Raw genomic sequence first — 16,826 nt, 5'->3', positions numbered from 1 at the left:
CACCTGGAACCGCCGATGAAGTGGAACGCCTGGGGTGACCCCGCTGCAGCCAAGCCGCTGTCCGAAGGCATCCGCGGACTGCTGACCGCGGCCCTCGGCATCGACGCCACCCCGGCCGACGAACCCGAGGCCGATCAGGTCACGTTGCGCCCCTCCACCCTGACCGACGCCGACCGCGGCGCACTTGCCGGCATCGTCGGCGACGAGTTCTGCCGCACCGGCGATCACGACCGCCTGCTGCGGGCCGGCGGTAAGTCGACACTGGACTTGTTGCGCCGCAAGGACACCGGCGAACAGGACGCACCGGATGCGGTCCTGTTGCCCGGCTCTGAAGACGAAATCGCAGACGTGCTCCGGTACTGCACCGAGCACCGCATCGCCGTCGTGCCCTTCGGCGGCGGCACCAGCGTCGTCGGCGGACTGGACCCTATCCGGGGCGGCTTCAACGCCGTCGTATCGCTCGATCTACGCCGCCTGGACCGGCTGGTCGCCCTCGACAAGGAGTCCGGCGAGGCCGAACTCGAGGCCGGTGTCACCGGCCCGCAGGCTGAAGAACTTCTTGGCGCCGAAGGCTTTTCCCTCGGCCACTTCCCACAGAGCTTCGAGTTCGCCACCATCGGCGGGTTCGCGGCCACGCGGTCGTCAGGTCAGAATTCGGCCGGCTACAGCCGCTTCGACGACATGGTGCGCGGCCTGACCGTCGTCACCCCCGCCGGTGTGCTGGACCTGGGCCGCGCCCCGGCGTCGGCGGCCGGCCCAGACCTGCGTCAGCTGATCGTCGGGTCCGAGGGCACGTTCGGCGTCATCACCCGGGTGCGTGTCCGCGTCCATCCGGTGCCCGAGACCACCCGCTACGAGGCCTGGTCCTTCCCCGACTTCGCCACGGGCGCAGCGGCTTTGCGCGCCGCGGTCCAGACGGGCACCGGCCCGACGGTCATCCGGCTGTCCGATGAGGTGGAGACCGGGATCAACCTCGCGACCACCGAAAGCATCGGCGAACAGACCATCACCGGCGGCTGCCTGGCCATCACCCTGTTCGAAGGTTCTGCCGCGCATACCGAGAGCCGCCATGACGAAACACGTGCGCTGCTGGCCGCCCAGGGTGGCACGTCGCTTGGCGAGGCCCCGGCGCGTGCGTGGCAGCACGGCCGGTTCGGTGCGCCGTACCTGCGTGACGCGCTCCTGACAGCCGGCGCCCTGTGCGAGACCCTGGAGACCGCAACGACGTGGTCCAACCTGCCGGCGCTGAAGCAAGCCGTCACCGAGGCGCTCACGACGTCGCTACAGGAAAGTGGCACAACGGCTTTGGTGATGTGCCACATCTCGCACGTCTACCCGACCGGCGCCTCGCTGTACTTCACCGTCGTGGCGGGCCAGCGTGGCAACCCCATCGAGCAGTGGCGGGCGGCGAAGACCGCCGCGTCCGAGGCGATGGTGCGCTGCGGTGCCACCATCACCCATCACCACGCGGTCGGCGCCGATCACAAGCCGTGGATGACGGCCGAGGTCGGCGACCTGGGAGTCCAGGTTCTGCGCGCCGTGAAGAACGTGCTCGATCCGGGCGGAATCCTCAACCCGGGCAAGCTGATCCCATGACGCGGACGCCCCAGCGTGTCACCCTGCTGACCAACCCGGCGTCGGGCCAAGGGCACGGGTCCGTGGCCGCCCAACGGGCTGTCGTGCGGCTGCAGCGCCGCGGCGTCGACGTCGTGGAGCTCATCGGATCGGATGCCGCCCACGCGCGCCGATTGCTCGACGAAGCGCTGGACCACGGCACCGATGCGGTGGTGGTCGCCGGCGGCGACGGCATGATTTCCCTTGTGCTGCAGGCGCTTGCACAGAGCGATGTGCCACTCGGGATCATCCCGGCCGGTACCGGGAACGACCATGCACGCGAGTTCGGCATTCCGCGGGACGATCCGGAGGCGGCCGCCGACATCGTAGCCACGGGACGCACCGAGACCATCGACCTCGGGCGCATCGAGGCCGCAGACGGCACCGTCAAGTGGTTCGGCACCGTGATGGCCGCCGGCTTCGACTCACTGGTCACTGACCGCGCGAATCGGATGACGTGGCCACGCGGGCGAATGCGCTACAACGTGGCGATGCTCGCCGAGCTGTCACAGTTACGCCTGCTCCCCTTCCACATGAGTTTCGACGGCGGGCCGGTGGACCAAACACCGCTGACGTTCGCCGCGTTCGGCAACACCCGGAGCTACGGCGGCGGCATGCTGATCTGCCCGGGAGCCGATCGGCACGACGGACTGCTGGACGTCACGATGGCCGCCTCGGCATCCCGGACGAAGTTGATCCGGTTGTTCCCCACCGTGTTCAAAGGCACCCACGTCAACCGCGACGAGGTCAAGACAGTGCGCGCGCGGTCCATCACCATCGACTGCCCCGGCATAAATGCCTATGCCGACGGCGAATTCATGTGTCCGCTGCCGGTGACGGTGTCCGCGGTACCGGGGGCATTGCGGGTCCTGGTTCCGTAGCCGGGGCCTGGTCGACCGGGCGTTCGCGGCCGGGCCGCCCCAACGCTCAGTTCTGCGTAGCCGCAAGGAGCGCGAGCAGATTCATCAACCGGGTGATGGCACCGGTGACCGGCCGGGCCGGCAGCGACGGATCGATGGCTCGTTGGATGCCCAGGCCGATGCCGGCGCTGAGAAACAAGTTGCCGATGTCTTCCAAGCTGTCCATCACGCCGAGCGCGACCAACTGTTCTTCGGCAAGCCCCAGATCGTCTGACAGCGAACGCAATACCTCGAGGACCATCTGGGCTGCTTCGTTGCGCAGATCAGTGATCATCTGCCCCAGTTCAGGGTCGTTGCGCGACAGCACCACGAATTCGAGTTCGAGCATCGTCCAGCCCACGTCGCCGGCAGTCCGTTCCAGCCAGGCGTTCACCGCTTCGACCCGACTCGGCACATCGGCATCCGACATCGCCAGCTCGGACATCTCGGAGAACTTCTCGCGGTGGATGGCCTCCAGCACTTCGCGGCACAGGATCGGCTTGCTGCCGAAGTTCGAATACACCGCGCCCTTGCTGTAGCCGGCGTCGTCTGCAATGTCCTCGAGGCTGGTGGACGCATACCCGTGTTCGAGAAACCGAGCCTTCGCCGCGGTGAGTATCTCGGCACGCGTCTGTTCCTGACGCTGCACCCTGGTCAATCGCGGCATGCGTTGATATTAGTGGTTTGCGATACCCGGAGTACTGGCTTTACCGAGAGGATTCGGATACCGTGGGTATTCGAATGAGCACAGCGAGGCTCCTACCAGCAGATTCGAGGCTATCGATGCAGCTAGCACGACGCTCAATCCCACTCGACGGCGCAACCGTTATCGTCACCGGAGGCGCCCGGGGTATCGGCGCCAAGACCGCCGAACTCTTCTCACAGCACGGGGCCGACGTCTGGATCGGCGATGTCGACATCGACGTTGCGGAGCAGACGGCGCGCAGGATCCCCCGCTGTCGCAGCGCGCGACTCGACGTCACCCGGCGCGAGTCGTGGGACCAGTTCGTCGCGCAGGTGCTCGAGGAGTCCGGCCGCGTCGACGTCCTCGTGAACAACGCCGGCGTCATGCCGCTCGGCGCCTTCGAGACCGAAGCCGAGGCCACGACCGATCTGATCCTCGACGTCAACGTCCGTGGCGTCCTCAACGGCATGCGGGCCGTGGTCCCCGTCATGGTCACCCGCGGCAGCGGCCATGTCGTGAATGTCGCGTCGATGGCCGGCATGATTCCGGTTCCGGGCATGGTCACCTACAACGCCAGCAAGTTCGCCGCGGTCGGGGCGTCCCTGGCGGCGCGGACCGAGTACGCCGGGACCGGCGTCACCGTGTGCGCGGTGCTGCCGTCAGCGGTCCGCACCGAGCTCTCCTCGGGTGTCCAACTCGGCGGCGGCATGCCGACGGTGGATCCCGAAGATGTGGCGCAGGCGGTGCTGAAGACGTTGCGCACCAAGGCTGCTCGCGCCTCGGTTCCCGAATGGGTGGCGCCCGGCTGGGCGCTGGTGGACGCGCTGGTTCCGGAATTCGTCCAACGTGCGGCGCGGTCGATCATCGACGATCGGCGGGCTCTGAACGGCATGGATCCCGTCGGCCGGTCGGCCTACCTGGAGCGGATCGAGCGGCAGTCGAAAGAGCATGCGGTGGAGTCGGGTTCGGAGTTGCAGGCGTGAAGCGGGCGCTGGTCATCGGCTGCGGCGGGACCATCGGCGGTGCGTGGATTGTCGCGGCCCTGCACGCGCTGCAGGAGCAGACGGGTTGGGACCCGCGAGAAGCCACTGTGCTGCAAGGCACCTCGGCGGGCGCCGAGATCGTCACCATGCTCGGCGGCGGCGCGTCCGTCGACGACCTGGTGGCGATGCACCGCGGCACCAGCACCGACGATCGCCTGAGCCGGCACATCGACGCGACGCCGCCCAGCCTGCCGCCGCTGCCATCACCCCGGCTGCTGAACCCCGCACTGTTGCGCAGCCAGAGCGGATTGGCCGCGGTCACCGGTATCGCTCCGACCGGCCGAGCAAACGCAGACTGGTTGCAGCGCTTGGCCTCTGGATTCGCCAACCAGTCCGGTTGGGTGGACCACCCCGGGGCCCGCATGGTGGCCTTCGACTACCAGCGCGGCGAGCGGGTGGCCTTCGGCGCGCCCGGCGCACCGAAAGCCACTGCAGGCGAGGCACTCCGGGCATCGTGGGGTGTGCCCGGCTGGATGCCGCCGGTCACCATCGGCGATCGCAAGTTCGTCGACGGCGGCGCCGCGTCCACTGCGTCGGTCGACCTCATCAGCCATGACGATGCCGATCTGATCTACGTCATCACCCCGATGGCCTCCGAAAGCGGCGTTCGCGCACCGGGCCTGGGCGGCGTCCTCGAACACCGGCTCCTGCGCCGCCCGATGTCCACGGTGTTGGACGCCGAGATCGCCACCGCGCGCGCCCGCGGCATCGAGGTCGTCGTGATCCAACCGGACGCCGCCGATCTGGCCGGACTGGGTGCCAACTTCATGCTGCGCAGCCGGCGGCGCGGCGCCTTCGAATCCGCCATGACCACCGCACCGAACACGGTGCGCCGAGCTTGGGAGTCCTGATGAGCAATCGCGATCCGCGCATCGTCATCATCGGCGCCGGCGTGGCCGGCATCGCCTCGGCCTGCACCTTCCAACAAGCCGGGTTCACCAACTTCACCATCCTGGAGAAGGGTTCGGACGTCGGTGGGGTCTGGCACTGGAACCGCTACCCCGGACTGACGTGTGACGTACCGTCGCACATCTACCAGTTCGCCTTCGCACCCAAGCCCGACTGGAGCCATATCTGGGCCGGCGGCAAGGAGATTCAGGAGTATCACCGCGACGTCGTCGAGCAGTTCGGGCTCGACGCCCACCTGCGGCTCAACACCGAAGTCACAGCGTTGCACTACGACCAGGACCAGTACACGTGGACGGTCACGACCGCGGATGAAACGCTGACGGCAGATTTCGTCATCTGCGCCACCGGCGTGCTGCACCACCCCTTCATCCCGGACATCCCCGGCATGGACACCTTCGAGGGCGCCGTGGTGCACACCGCGCGGTGGGACCCCGAACTCGAGACCGAGGGCAAGCGCATCGCCGTGATCGGCACCGGATCCACCGGGGTGCAGGTGGTTTCGGCGCTGCAGCCCAAGGCCGGCAAACTGCTGCACTTCGCCCGGTCGCCACAGTGGATGCTGTGGGCACCGATGAAGCTGCCGCAACTGGGCGCCGTCACCGCGCTGCTGCAGGCCATGCCGAAGCTGTATCAGGCTGTCGCCGAACGTGTTCCGCTCTGGGGATCGAGCGTCCTGGTCGACATCGTGACCAAGCCGACGTGGCGCCGCAAGCTGGTGCAGCAGTACGCCAGGCTTAGTCTGCGGGCCCAGATCCGCGACCCGAAGCTGCGCGCCGAGCTCACCCCGGATTACCAGCCGCTGTGCAAGCGTCAGGTGCTGTCGGGAACGTACTACCAGGCGATCACGGCTCCGAACGCCCAATTGGTCACCGATCGCATCGCCGAGTTCACCCCCACCGGCATCCGCACCACGGAGGGTGACCATCACAGGATCGATATCGCCGTGCTGGCCACCGGCTTTCAGGCGCACAATTACATGCGCCCGATGCAGGTGGTGGGCCGCGACGGCGTCACCCTCGATGACGCCTGGGTCAAAGGCCCGCGCGCCTACCGGATGACCGCGATCCCCGGCTTCCCGAATCTGTTCACCGTGCTCGGCCCGAACTCGCCCACGGGGTCCATCTCACTGCAGTACACCGCTGAACTCACGGCGCGGTACATCGTCAAATGGCTCAAGCGGTTCGAGCGCGGCGAGATCGACGAGGTCGAGGTCACCGAGCAGGCCACCGACGAATTCAATGCCGCGGCAGTCGAAGCCATGGAGCCGACCGTGTGGAACACCGGCTGCAATTCCTGGTACTTCAGCGAGGGCGGCACCATCGACCTGTGGCCATTCGACCGCGGGACGCTGACGAAGATGCTGAGCGAGCCCGAGCCCGAGCACTACCGGGTCCGCTGACCCAAACAGTGATGCTCCTATTTGTGTCAAGCGGCGTGTAGCCAGTTTCTGTACTGCTCTGAGAAGGTGTCGTCGCGTTGTAGTCCGCGTTCGATGCGGGAGATGACGGTGGGCCAGACCCCGAAGTGGTTGGCTGCGGCAGTGACGGTGATGTTTTTGGCCTGCCGTGCCGGGCGCAGGTCGGTGTACTCGGGCACGTCGATCTGGCGGGTCAGCAGCTTGAACATTTCCCGCGCGATCGCGCGTTTGAGCTTGCGCAGGATCTCCTTTTTGCTGTGCCCTTTCGCGGTCTGTCGTTGGACGTAGTCCTTGGTCGGCTGGTGGTGGGACATCCGTACCAGGGCGATGCGATGCAACGCGTGGTTGGCAGCGCGGTCCCCGCCGCGAGACAGGCGGTGCCGGTTGGTTTTACCTGAGGATGCGGGCACTGGTGCGGCGCCGCACAGGGCGGTGAATGCGGCCTCGCTGTGCAGTCGGTGCGGGTTGGCCCCGGCAGTGATGAGCAGTTGGGCCGCGGTGTCCGCACCGACACCGTAGGCCGCCCGCAACCCGGGATTGGCCGCGGTGACGATCGCGTCGATCTGGTTCTGGAGGGCTTCGGCTTGGGTTTCGAGGAACTGCACCCGTTGGGCGAGCATCTTGGCCGCGGTGAGCGTCGACTGCGCCCACGGCTCGGTCAAGGTGTCGGGACGGCAGCGGGCGATCGCCTCGATCATCTTCAATGTTGTTAAGCCACGGTACTTTTCACGCACCTCATCCGGCGCCGATACCAACAGGGCTTTGATCTGGTTGATCACTGCGGTGCGGTGCTTGATGGCCGAGCGGCGTGCGATGTGCAAGGCGCGCAGCCCGGCGGTCGCCTGGTCTTTGGGGCTGGCCAACCCGTCGCCGGCCAGTGCGGTCCGCGCGGCGCTGTAGGCATCGAGCGGATCGGACTTGCCTTTGAGGCGGCGGGTGGATTTGACCGCCCGGGTCACCTCGACGACCTCGATGCCAGCGGCGGTCAGCGCCCGGGTGAATCCGGCGCCGTAGCTTGCGGTGCCTTCCACCCCGATCCGCTCCACCTGGCTCAGCGAGATCAGGAACTTGATGGCTGCGGCGTATCCGGCACGCGTGGTCGGGAACTCCCGATCATCAACAGCGGCACCAGTCATGGTGATCGCGGCGACGTGGATGGTGTCGGCGTGGGTGTCCGCGCCGGCGACGATAAGCACAGATTCTGTCAAGATGATGGTGTCCCTTCTGACCAGCGTTAGGTGGGCACACCGGCCAGGACGGGCAGACAAGACATTGATGAGGAACGGTCCAGGCTCCTGATTAAGTCATGTCCGTCCTGTCCGGCGTGAACAAGACGCGCACCACGCAGGCCGGACAGATCAATTGATGGACAACCCAGCAGGGTGTCAGTCGTACCCGGAGTCACGACCTGCGCGCGGTGACGCTTTTACATCATCAACGCTCTTACATCATCAATGTCGTACCCCAGGTGCATTCTGGGACCACCGACGACGGGAGGCAACCGATGTGCTGGAAATGCGACCACCCGGAAGCCACCATGGCCGACTGGATTGCCTACGTCCGCGGCAAGATCGATCGCCGCGGTTGGGCGATTCAATACGTGGAGGACGGTCTCAGATCGTTCGCCTACACAATCGGGCTACACGGATTCGGGCTGCCCGAGTTGCTCGTCACCGGCGTGGTACCGGCCTCCGCAGACCAACTACTCACCCACATGGCGGAGCGAGCGGTTGTCGACGGAGCGCCCGCGCCTGGATCACAGATGGCGACGGATGGACCGCCCTTCGTCGAGATCGTCGAAGTTGACTGTCCCCCAGCCCACATGGGTATGGCCAGCGCCATCCAGGGGTACGGCTACACCGCACGCCAACTGGTCTGGGCCGACGCCCACGGGGTGCTGCCGTGGGATGCCGACTTCGATCACGGGCGTACACGTCAGCCGGTGTTCGGAGTCAGGGCCTCCCACCGTTGCGCCTGATAGCGGCCAAAGCAGGAGCCTTCGGCGGCATTTCGTGGATTTCGGGCACGAGTGACACAGCCAACCAGGAGGCGACCGCACCGAAAGCAACTGCACGGCGGGAAATTCGACCAGGATTCGCCGTGTGGTTGCTCTCGCGGGCACACGCCGGGCCTGACGAAGCCCGTTGCCGCCCAAAGACGGGCAGACCAGCGCATCCTCGGCGCAGAGGCCCAAGTCGCTGGTGTGACTGACAACAAGGGCCGAGCGGGACCGCCCGACGCTACCCGACGCCCCGGTTCAGCCAGCTGACCTCGCCGACCTCGGCGCCGCCACCGCGGTAGGGCTCCAGAGCCTCGTCCCAGGCGGTGCCGAGCACCGTGTCGAGTTCGGCGGCGAGCATGTCGGCGCCGGAAGCCATGAGGGTGCGCAGGCGCTGCTCACCGACCATGGTGTCGCCGTTGGCGCTCATCGACCCGCTCCACAGGCCCAGAGTCGGGGTGTGGCACCAGCGGTGTCCGTCGACGCCGGTGCTCGGGTCCTCGGTCACCTCGAAGCGCAGCACCGACCACGAGCGCAAGGCGCTGGCAAGCTGAGCTCCGGTACCGACCGGCCCCATCCAGTTGGTGATGGCGCGCAACTGACCGGGCATGGCGGGTTGGGGCGTCCACTTCAGGTTCGCCCGCGCCGACAGAGTCGACGAAAGTGCCCACTCCACGTGCGGGCATACCGCCGCGGGAGAGGCATGGATATACACCACGCCCGTCGTCGCGTCGGCGAGTTGGTTCGACGCACGCATCTTCTGCTCCTTCAGCTACACGAGGGACGTCTTCCCCAACGACCTGGTGTTGCCGAAATGTTGCAGTTGATTAGTGCGTGTCTATTGTGCCGCGTGAGACCCCTGTTGCGCTAGTCTGTCGCGCAATCTCTCAGCGCAGCCTCAGAATCGAGCGCGGCCCAACGGTCGCGCGCAGTGCCGGCCGGCCATCTATCTTCTAACGGTGACTGCCCTGGACCGGTTCTTCGAGATCTCCGCACGCGGCTCGACCGTGGCCGCTGAACTGCGCGGCGGCGTGGTGACCTTCATCGCGATGGCATACATCATCGTGCTGAACCCGATCATCCTGTCGAGCACGGCAGATATCGCCGGGCACAAGCTCGCGTTCAGCCAGGTCTCCGCGGTGACATCACTGGCAGCCGGCGCCATGACCATCCTGTTCGGCGTCGTCGCCCGCTTGCCGTTCGCGTTCGCCGCCGGGCTGGGCATCAACTCGTTCCTGGCCAGCTCGGTCGTGGGCGTCCTGACCTGGCCGGAGGCCATGGGGCTGGTCGTGATCGAAGGCCTCATCATCGTCGCGATGGCGGTCACGGGCCTGCGGCGCATGATCTTCGACGCCGTACCCATGCCGCTCAAACTGGCCATCACCGCCGGCATCGGGCTGTTCATCATGTTCATCGGTCTGGTCGACGCCGGCTTCGTCGCGTCCACGGGCCATCCGTCGCCTCCGCTCGGCCTGGGCGCCGGCGGCACCGGCTCGGTTCGCGCCGTCCCCACCCTGGTCTTCGTGTTCACCTTGCTGACCTCGGGCGTCCTCGTGGCCCGCAAGGTGCGCGGCGGCATCCTGATCGGCCTCATCAGCGGAACTGTGGTCGCCGCTGCAGTTGAAGCCATCTGGCACCTCGGCTCGGCAACGCAAAAACCCGGGGGCTGGAGCCTGTCGGTTCCAACGCTGTCCGGCTCCCCGTTCGCGGTGCCCAACCTGTCGCTGATCGGCCACGTCGACTTCGGCAGCTTCGGGCGAATCGGCACGATCGCCGCGCTCATGCTGGTGTTCACCCTGCTGTTCACCAACTTCTTCGATGCCATGGGCACCATGACCGGCCTATCCCGGCAGGCCGGCCTGTCCGACGAACACGGCAACTTCCCGCGGCTGCAGTCCGCCCTGGTGATCGAAGGCACCGGCGCGGTGGTCGGCGGCGCGGTCTCGGCGTCGTCCAATACGGTGTTCATCGAATCGGGCACCGGCATCGGCGAAGGTGCCCGCACCGGCCTGGCCAGCCTGGTGACCGGTGGATTGTTCTTGGCCGCAATGTTTTTGACGCCGCTGACGGAGATCGTGCCCACCGAGGTCGCGGCGGCCGCGCTGGTGATCGTCGGCACCCTGATGGTCTCGGTCCTGCGCGAGATCGATTTCTCCGACTTCTCGGTGGCCCTGCCCGTCGTGCTGACGGTGGCCGTCATGCCGCTGTCCTACTCGATCGCCAACGGGATCGGTGTCGGCTTCATCGCCTGGGCAGTGCTGCGCGCGGCATCGGGCCGCGGCAAAGAGATCAGCCCGCTGCTGTGGGTGGTGGCCGTCGGATTCCTGCTGTTTTTCGCCCGCGGCTGGATCGACAGCATGATCGGCGTCGTCCGCTAAGTCGGCCACTAAGTCGGCCACTAAGAACGGAACTCGCGCAGAACCGCGGCCGACACGTCCGGCCACACCGCATGCGTCCAGTCCCCGAAGTCGCGGTCGGTCAGCACGACCAGCGCCAGGTCCGCTTCCGGATCGACCCAGAGGAACGTGCCCGATTGGCCGAAGTGGCCGAACGTGCGCCCCGAGTTGGTCGCGGCCGTCCAGTGCGGGCTCTTGCCGTCCCGAATCTCGAAACCCAGACCCCAGTCGTTGGGCCGCTGCGAGCCGAACCCGGGCAGCACCCCGTCCAGCCCCGGGAATTGCACCGAGATCGCGTCGGCGTGCATGGGCGTCGAAACCAGAGTCGGGCGCAGCAGCTCACCGGCGAAGGCGGCGAGGTCGGTCACCGTCGACCACGCGCCGTACCCGGCGGTGTCGGCCCCACCGGGCAGGTCGGAATCGGCCATGCCGAGCGGCTCGAACACCGCTTCGCGCAGGTACAGCCCGAACTCGATGCCGGACTCGTGTTCGAGCACGTGCGCCAGCACCGCGAACCCGGCGCTCGAGTAGATCCGCCGGGTCCCGGGTGTGGCGATGGCGTCGGGGGTCTGCATCGCCAGCCCTGAGGTGTGCGCCAGCAGGTGCCGCACCGTCGATCCCGGCGGGCCGGCCGGGGTGTCCAGTTCGACGACGCCCTCCTCCACCGCGATCTGTGCGGCACGCGCCACCAGCGGCTTGGTCACCGAAGCGAGCCGGAACGCGCGATCGACGGGTCCGTGTGCGGCGACCAGGCCCGCCGGTGACACCACCGCTGCCGCGGCATGCGGTACCGGCCAGGAATCCAACAGCTCGAGTGCGGTCACATGCACGACACTGTCATAGGTCGCGCAGCCGGTGGGCGACGGCGGAGACGCCGTTAACCAGACATTTGTATGGACACCATTCCGACTCTGCTCCGAGGCATTAGGTTGTAGCCATGAGTCAGACAGTGCGTGGCGTGATTTCCCGGGCCAAGAAGCAGCCCATCGAGCTGGTCGACATCGTCATTCCCGATCCCGGCCCCGGCGAGGTCGTGGTCGACATCATCGCCTGCGGCGTGTGCCACACCGACCTGACCTACCGTGAGGGCGGCATCAACGACGAATACCCGTTCCTGCTCGGCCACGAAGCCGCCGGCACCGTCGAGTCGGTGGGCGAAGGCGTCACGCATGTCGCACCGGGCGATTTCGTCATCCTCAACTGGCGGGCCGTCTGCGGCGAGTGCCGCGCCTGCAAGCGCGGCCGCCCGCACCTGTGCTTCGACACGTTCAACGCCACCGGCAAAATGACACTGACCGACGGCACCGCACTCACCCCCGCCCTGGGCATCGGCGCCTTCGCCGACAAAACCCTCGTACACGAGCGCCAGTGCACCAAGGTCGATCCCGAAGCCGACCCCGCCGTCGCCGGCCTGCTGGGCTGCGGCGTGATGGCCGGCATCGGCGCCGCCATCAACACCGGCAACGTGTCCCGCGACGACACCGTCGCGGTCATCGGCTGCGGCGGTGTGGGTGACGCGGCCATCGCCGGCGCGGCACTGGTCGGCGCCAAGCGGATCATCGCCGTCGACACCGACAACAAGAAGCTGCACTGGGCCCGCGAATTCGGCGCCACCCACACCATCAACGCCCTCGACCTCGACCCGGTCCAAACCATCCAGGATCTGACCGACGGCTTCGGCGCCGACGTCGTCATCGACGCGGTCGGCCGCCCCGAAACCTGGAAGCAGGCGTTCTACGCCCGCGACCTCGCCGGAACCGTTGTCCTCGTTGGTGTCCCGACACCCGACATGACACTCGAAATGCCGCTCGTGGACTTCTTCTCCCGCGGCGGGGCGCTGAAGTCGTCGTGGTACGGCGACTGCCTGCCCGAGCGCGACTTCCCCACCCTGATCAGCCTGTACCTGCAGGGCCGGCTGCCACTGGACAAGTTCGTCAGCGAGCGCATCGGGCTTGACCAGATCGAGGACGCCTTCGCCAAGATGCACAGCGGCGAGGTGCTTCGCTCGGTGGTGGTCCTGAAGTGACTGCCATCGCGCGGGTCGTCACCAGCGGCACGTTCAGCCTGGACGGCGGCACCTGGGACGTCGACAACAACATCTGGCTCGTCGGTGACGACAAAGACGTCGTGGTGTTCGACGCCGCCCACACCGCCGAGCCCATCATCGAGGCCGTCGGCGGCCGCAACGTCGTGGCGGTGGTCTGCACCCACGGCCACAACGACCACATCACCGTCGCGCCCGAGCTGTCCGCGGCGCTCGACGCCCCGGTGCTGCTGCACCCGGCCGACGAGATGCTGTGGCGGGATGTCCACCCGAACAACCCTTTTCACACCGTCGGCGACGACCAGGTGCTCACCGTCGGCGGCCTGCAGATCAAGGCGATCCACACACCCGGACACTCCCCCGGCTCGGTGTGCTGGCACATCCCCGCACTCGGCGCGGTGATCTCCGGCGACACCCTGTTCCACGGCGGACCCGGCGCGACCGGCCGTTCCTACTCGGACTTCCCGACCATCCTGGCGTCGATCGCAGAAGGATTGGGGAAACTTCCTTCTGACACGGTCGTCTACACCGGCCACGGCGACACCACCACCATCGGCGGCGAGCTGGTCAACTACGACGACTGGGTGGCCCGCGGCAGCTGAGCTGCCAATCGAGCAGCGGCAGCTGAGCTGCCAATCGAGCCGCCGCAGCTGAGCTGCCAATCGAGCAGCGGCCACCGATTCGGCGCGCGTTCGGAGCGCGCCACACAGCTCGCGGCGCTACCGTGAGACATGCCCGAGTCCAGTGTGGTGGTGCAGCCCGACCCGCTCGGGAGTTCGCGCCTGCAGACCGCCGGACTCCGCACGGCCACAAAGCTTTTCGAGCAAGCCGCGGCAGAGGTCCCGCTGCCGGCGGCACCACACTCAGTGGTGATCGCCGAGTACGGCTGCGGCAACGCCCTGGGGGGCCTGCTCCCGATCGGCGCCGGCATCGCCGCGCTGCGCAAACGCATGCGGCCCGAACACCCCATCATGGTGACGCACACCGACATCCCCGACAACGATTTCAGTGCCCTGTTCCGGACCCTGCGCGACGACCCCTTCAGCTACCTGCGCGCCGACCGGGCCACGTTCGCGTCGGCGGTGGGGCGTTCGTATCTGAGCCAGATTCTGCCGTCGGACGGCGTGCACTTGGGATGGTCGGCGTGGGCCATCCACTGGCTCAGCCGCACGCCGGCCGAGATTCACGATCATGTCCAGGCGTCCTATAGCGGCGACGCGCAGGTGCGCGCCGCGTGCGCCCGGCAGGCGGCGCACGACTGGCACGAATTCATCGCGTTTCGCGGCCGCGAGTTGAGTCCGGGTGGCCGCCTCGTGGTGATGACCATGGGCCAGCACGACGACGGGCGCCTGGGGCTCGAGCCGCTATTCGACGGGCTGATGCACGCGCTCGCCGACCTGCACACCCAACGGCTCGTCACCGCCGACGAACTGCGGCGCATGCACCTGCCCATCGTGGGCCGCAGTATTGCCGACTTCCGGTCGCCGTTCGCCCCGTCGGGGCGCTTCGAGCGGCTGCAGATCACCCATCTGACGGTCGCCGACGAACCGGACCGCTTCTGGCTTCAGTACCAGAATGACCGTGACGCAACGGCTTTCGCAAAGAGCTGGGTGGCCTTCACCAGGGCCGCGGTGTTCGATTCCCTGTTTGAGGGGCTGGACCCCGCCGACCCGGCGCGACGCTGCCGGCTCGCCGACGCCCTGGCAGCCGCACTGATGGACCAGCTGTCCAGCGCGCCACAACCCATGCCGATCCCGGTGGCGCACATCGTCGTGCAGAAACAGTTGCGCTGAAACCCTAGACGAAGACATCCAGGATCAGGACCATCGCCAGACCGACCACCGAGAGCACCGTCTCCATGATCGACCAGGTCTTGATGGTCTGTCCGACGCTGAGCTTGAAGTACTCCTTGACCAACCAGAAGCCCGCGTCGTTCACGTGCGAGAAGAACAGCGAGCCGGCGCCGACGGCCAGCACCACCAGCGACAGCTCGCCGGAGCCCATCCCCTGCACCAGTCCGAGAACCAGCGACGACGCCGTGATGGTGGCGACGGTGGCCGAGCCGGTGGCCAGCCGGATGAGGACCGCGAGCACCCAGGCCAGCACGAGCACAGAGATGTGCACGCCTTCGGCCCATCGCGCCAGCATCGTGCCGATCCCGGTGTCCACCAGCACCTGTTTGAATCCGCCGCCGGCGGCGACGATCAGGAAGATGCCCGCGACCGGGGGCAGGCTCGACTCGATGCACTTGGTGATGGCGGTGCGATCCATTCCCGCACCCCGGCCGAGGGTGACCGTGCCGACGACGACGGCGATGAGCAGGGCGACCAGCGGTGTGCCCACGGCGTCGAAGGTCCGGCGGAACAACTGACTCTTGTCGTCGATGAAGATGTCGACCAGGGCCTTGCCGAGCATCAGCGCGACCGGCAGCAGCACCGAGAACAGCGTGACGCTGAACCGGGGCCGTTTGCCATGTGTCCGAAGGGTTTCCGGATCGGTGGCGAAGGTGTCCGGAGCCGCGACGACGACCCACTTACCGGCCAGCCGGCCGAACAGCGGGCCCGCGACCACGATGGTCGGGACCGCGACGAGCACGCCGAGCCCGAGCGTGACGCCGAGGTCCGCATTGAGCAGTCCGACGGCGGTCAACGGACCGGGATGCGGCGGCACGAAACCGTGCATGGCCGACAGGCCCGCCAGCGCCGGGATGCCGATGGTGATCAGCGACTGCTGCGAACGTCGGGCCACCAGATAGATGACGGGCATCAGCAGGACGAGGCCGATCTCGAAGAACATCGGGAGGCCGATGATCGCGCCGACCAGCGCCATGGCCCAGGGCAGGGCGCGGGGCGACGCGGCACCGACGATGGTGTCGACGATCTCGTCGGCCCCGCCTGAGTCGGCGAGCAGTTTGGCGAACATCGCACCGAGGGCGATCAGGATGCCGACGCCGGCCGCCGTGGCACCGAATCCGTCGGAGAACGATGTGAGGACGGCGGTGAGGTTCTCTCCGGCCGTCAGACCCACCGTCAGGCCGCCGAAGATCAGGGACAGGAACGGGTGCAGTTTGACCAGCGTGATGAGGACGACGATGACGCCGATGCCGGCGACGAACGCCAGGATCAGTTGGGGGGCCGATGCGACGGGTTCGACGAGCTTGGGTGCGTCGGCCAAGAAGGTGACGGCGATGTCCATCAGATGCTCTCCCCGTCGCTGTGCATGCATGGGTGGTCGCCTCCGGTACGGGAAATGTATTCGTCGACAATCGAATCGATGCTCTGCGCGACGTCGATGACGACGCCGGCCTCATCGGCTCGCAGCGGTTCCAGGGTTTTGAACTGTGAGGCCAACAGCGACGCCGGCATGAAGTGGCCGGGCCGGCTCGCCTGCCGGGCACCGATGACCTCGGGAGTGCCGAACAGGTGCAGGAACCTGGTGCCCGGGCAGTGGCTCCGCAGCTGGACGCGGTACTGGTACTTCAGGGCTGAACAGCTCATCACGCCGCCGTCGCCGCAGTGCGTCCCCAGCCACTGGCCGATGGTCTCGAGCCAGGGCCGGCGATCGTCGTCGTTCAGTGGGTGACCGGCCGCCATTTTCGCGATGTTGGCGGCGGGATGGAAATCGTCGGCATCGGCGAACGGCACGCGGAGCCGCTGCGCGAGAGCCGCGCCGACAGTGGACTTGCCGGATCCTGAAACGCCCATGACGACGATGGGTGATGGCATCTTCTACACCCGCCCCTTGCTGTGGTTTGACTCACACAGCGTGGCTCAAAAGTCAGACTATTGCAAGACTCATACGATAAAAATCATTTCTAATC

16 protein-coding genes are annotated in these 16,826 nt (G+C 67.1%); 10 read left to right on the top strand and 6 right to left on the bottom strand.

From position 1 onward, the window contains the following. Window positions 1–15: 15 nt before the first annotated feature. A complete protein-coding gene (locus ACX12F_RS08885; protein ID WP_459370280.1) occupies window positions 16–1,596 on the top strand; it encodes an FAD-binding oxidoreductase in 1,581 nt (526 codons plus the stop codon). After that, window positions 1,593–2,495 carry a diacylglycerol kinase gene (locus ACX12F_RS08880; protein ID WP_459369230.1) on the top strand — a complete coding sequence of 301 codons (903 nt, stop codon included), beginning with the start codon at window positions 1,593–1,595 and terminating at the stop codon, window positions 2,493–2,495. Before ACX12F_RS08885 ends, ACX12F_RS08880 begins: the two co-directional genes overlap by 4 nt. A 46-nt stretch (window positions 2,496–2,541) precedes the next feature. Here ACX12F_RS08880 and ACX12F_RS08875 read toward each other — a convergent pair whose 3' ends face one another. Beyond that, window positions 2,542–3,180, bottom strand: a complete 639-nt coding sequence (locus tag ACX12F_RS08875; protein WP_459369229.1) for a TetR/AcrR family transcriptional regulator — start codon at window positions 3,178–3,180, stop codon at window positions 2,542–2,544. 116 nt (window positions 3,181–3,296) lie between these two features. Between ACX12F_RS08875 and ACX12F_RS08870 the strand changes: the two genes are divergently transcribed. The 3 genes from ACX12F_RS08870 to ACX12F_RS08860 are packed head-to-tail and all read left to right on the top strand — an operon-like array spanning window position 3,297 to window position 6,549. After that, entirely contained in the window at window positions 3,297–4,181 is an 885-nt protein-coding gene (locus ACX12F_RS08870; RefSeq protein ID WP_459369228.1) for an SDR family oxidoreductase, read from the top strand. Further along, complete coding sequence (locus ACX12F_RS08865) at window positions 4,178–5,092, top strand: patatin-like phospholipase family protein (RefSeq protein WP_459369227.1); 915 nt, start codon at window positions 4,178–4,180, stop codon at window positions 5,090–5,092. Before ACX12F_RS08870 ends, ACX12F_RS08865 begins: the two co-directional genes overlap by 4 nt. Further along, entirely contained in the window at window positions 5,092–6,549 is a 1,458-nt protein-coding gene (locus ACX12F_RS08860; protein WP_459369226.1) for a flavin-containing monooxygenase, read from the top strand. Before ACX12F_RS08865 ends, ACX12F_RS08860 begins: the two co-directional genes overlap by 1 nt. Before the next feature lie 26 nt (window positions 6,550–6,575). Here ACX12F_RS08860 and ACX12F_RS08855 read toward each other — a convergent pair whose 3' ends face one another. After that, complete coding sequence (locus tag ACX12F_RS08855; protein ID WP_459369225.1) at window positions 6,576–7,775, bottom strand: IS110 family RNA-guided transposase; 1,200 nt, start codon at window positions 7,773–7,775, stop codon at window positions 6,576–6,578. A 329-nt stretch (window positions 7,776–8,104) separates the two neighbouring features. On the opposite strand from ACX12F_RS08855, the gene ACX12F_RS08850 reads away from it, so the two are divergent. Further along, complete coding sequence (locus tag ACX12F_RS08850; RefSeq protein WP_459369224.1) at window positions 8,105–8,545, top strand: DUF4262 domain-containing protein; 441 nt, start codon at window positions 8,105–8,107, stop codon at window positions 8,543–8,545. A gap of 262 nt (window positions 8,546–8,807) precedes the next feature. Here the strand turns inward: ACX12F_RS08850 and ACX12F_RS08845 are convergent, their stop codons facing one another. Beyond that, window positions 8,808–9,323: a DUF3145 domain-containing protein gene (locus tag ACX12F_RS08845; RefSeq protein WP_459369223.1), complete on the bottom strand. Its 516-nt coding sequence runs from the start codon at window positions 9,321–9,323 to the stop codon at window positions 8,808–8,810. Between the two features lie 202 nt (window positions 9,324–9,525). On the opposite strand from ACX12F_RS08845, the gene ACX12F_RS08840 reads away from it, so the two are divergent. Beyond that, window positions 9,526–10,944, top strand: a complete 1,419-nt coding sequence (locus tag ACX12F_RS08840; protein WP_459369222.1) for an NCS2 family permease — start codon at window positions 9,526–9,528, stop codon at window positions 10,942–10,944. Between the two features lie 20 nt (window positions 10,945–10,964). Here the strand turns inward: ACX12F_RS08840 and ACX12F_RS08835 are convergent, their stop codons facing one another. Continuing rightward, the gene (locus ACX12F_RS08835; protein ID WP_459369221.1) at window positions 10,965–11,786 is read right to left on the bottom strand and encodes a serine hydrolase domain-containing protein; all 822 of its coding nucleotides are present in this window, start codon (window positions 11,784–11,786) and stop codon (window positions 10,965–10,967) included. A 113-nt stretch (window positions 11,787–11,899) separates the two neighbouring features. Between ACX12F_RS08835 and ACX12F_RS08830 the strand changes: the two genes are divergently transcribed. The 3 genes from ACX12F_RS08830 to ACX12F_RS08820 all read left to right on the top strand — a co-directional run bounded on the left by ACX12F_RS08830 (window position 11,900) and on the right by ACX12F_RS08820 (window position 14,799). Next, window positions 11,900–12,988: an S-(hydroxymethyl)mycothiol dehydrogenase gene (locus ACX12F_RS08830; protein WP_459369220.1), complete on the top strand. Its 1,089-nt coding sequence runs from the start codon at window positions 11,900–11,902 to the stop codon at window positions 12,986–12,988. Further along, complete coding sequence (locus ACX12F_RS08825; protein ID WP_459369219.1) at window positions 12,985–13,608, top strand: MBL fold metallo-hydrolase; 624 nt, start codon at window positions 12,985–12,987, stop codon at window positions 13,606–13,608. Before ACX12F_RS08830 ends, ACX12F_RS08825 begins: the two co-directional genes overlap by 4 nt. A 129-nt stretch (window positions 13,609–13,737) precedes the next feature. Continuing rightward, window positions 13,738–14,799, top strand: coding sequence for a class I SAM-dependent methyltransferase (locus ACX12F_RS08820; protein ID WP_459369218.1), 1,062 nt, complete (start codon window positions 13,738–13,740; stop codon window positions 14,797–14,799). Window positions 14,800–14,803: 4 nt separating this feature from the next. On the opposite strand, the gene ACX12F_RS08815 is transcribed toward ACX12F_RS08820, so the two are convergent. Both ACX12F_RS08815 and ACX12F_RS08810 read right to left on the bottom strand, forming a co-directional pair. Further along, window positions 14,804–16,201 (bottom strand): GntP family permease, encoded by a 1,398-nt coding sequence (locus tag ACX12F_RS08815; RefSeq protein WP_459369217.1) that lies wholly within the window; start codon window positions 16,199–16,201, stop codon window positions 14,804–14,806. Then, window positions 16,201–16,731, bottom strand: a complete 531-nt coding sequence (locus ACX12F_RS08810; protein WP_459369216.1) for a gluconokinase — start codon at window positions 16,729–16,731, stop codon at window positions 16,201–16,203. The genes ACX12F_RS08815 and ACX12F_RS08810 overlap by 1 nt, the downstream gene beginning before the upstream one ends. Window positions 16,732–16,826: the final 95 nt, after the last annotated feature.

The organism is Mycolicibacterium sp. HS_4_1 (genome assembly GCF_054515875.1).
This window is presented reverse-complemented; position numbering and strand designations above follow the sequence as displayed.

Coding starts and splice junctions, on each gene's coding strand:
- ACX12F_RS08860 (WP_459369226.1), top strand. CDS start 5,092: ATGAGCAATCGCGATCCGCGCATCGTCATCATCGGCGCCGGCGTGGCC.
- ACX12F_RS08875 (WP_459369229.1), bottom strand. CDS start 3,180: ATGCCGCGATTGACCAGGGTGCAGCGTCAGGAACAGACGCGTGCCGAG.
- ACX12F_RS08810 (WP_459369216.1), bottom strand. CDS start 16,731: ATGCCATCACCCATCGTCGTCATGGGCGTTTCAGGATCCGGCAAGTCC.
- ACX12F_RS08815 (WP_459369217.1), bottom strand. CDS start 16,201: ATGGACATCGCCGTCACCTTCTTGGCCGACGCACCCAAGCTCGTCGAA.
- ACX12F_RS08885 (WP_459370280.1), top strand. CDS start 16: ATGAAGTGGAACGCCTGGGGTGACCCCGCTGCAGCCAAGCCGCTGTCC.
- ACX12F_RS08820 (WP_459369218.1), top strand. CDS start 13,738: ATGCCCGAGTCCAGTGTGGTGGTGCAGCCCGACCCGCTCGGGAGTTCG.
- ACX12F_RS08870 (WP_459369228.1), top strand. CDS start 3,297: ATGCAGCTAGCACGACGCTCAATCCCACTCGACGGCGCAACCGTTATC.
- ACX12F_RS08850 (WP_459369224.1), top strand. CDS start 8,105: ATGGCCGACTGGATTGCCTACGTCCGCGGCAAGATCGATCGCCGCGGT.
- ACX12F_RS08845 (WP_459369223.1), bottom strand. CDS start 9,323: ATGCGTGCGTCGAACCAACTCGCCGACGCGACGACGGGCGTGGTGTAT.
- ACX12F_RS08830 (WP_459369220.1), top strand. CDS start 11,900: ATGAGTCAGACAGTGCGTGGCGTGATTTCCCGGGCCAAGAAGCAGCCC.
- ACX12F_RS08880 (WP_459369230.1), top strand. CDS start 1,593: ATGACGCGGACGCCCCAGCGTGTCACCCTGCTGACCAACCCGGCGTCG.